The organism is Citrobacter sp. Cpo142, assembly GCF_030332425.1.
Classification (GTDB): Bacteria; Pseudomonadota; Gammaproteobacteria; order Enterobacterales; family Enterobacteriaceae; genus Citrobacter; species Citrobacter portucalensis.
Map to the genome: position 1 here is coordinate 1 of NZ_JAOWHW010000083.1, position 435 is coordinate 435.

At 58.2% G+C, this 435-nt stretch carries 1 pseudogene; it reads right to left on the minus strand.

Going from position 1 to position 435, the window contains the following annotated elements:
• Positions 1 to 435: pseudogene (locus tag OGY18_RS04240) on the minus strand (IS3 family transposase); the annotation flags it as partial.

The following is a 435-nucleotide window of genomic DNA, read 5'->3' on the forward strand; positions in this document are numbered from 1 at the left end:
CCATCGACCAGGTCAGATTGGGCGCCGCCGGACGGAGCAGCGGCAGACGTTCTGTTGCCAGCCCTTTACGACGTCTTCTGCGTTTTACGCCCAGGCCACTGAGGTGATAAAGCCGGTACACGCGCTTATGATTAACATGAAGCCCTTCACGGCGCAGCAACTGCCAAATACGACGGTAGCCAAAACGCCTGCGCTCCAGTGCCAGCTCAGTGATGCGCCCTGATAAATGCGCATCAGCAGCCGGACGGTGAGCCTCATAGCGGCAGGTCGACAGGGATAAACCTGTAAGCCTGCAGGCACGACGTTGCGACAGACCGGTCGCATCACACATCAACATCACGGCTTCCCGCTTCTGGTCTGTCGTCAGTACTTTCGCCCAAGAGCCACCTGAAGCGCCTCTTTATCCAGCATGGCTTCGGCAAGCAGCTTCTTGAG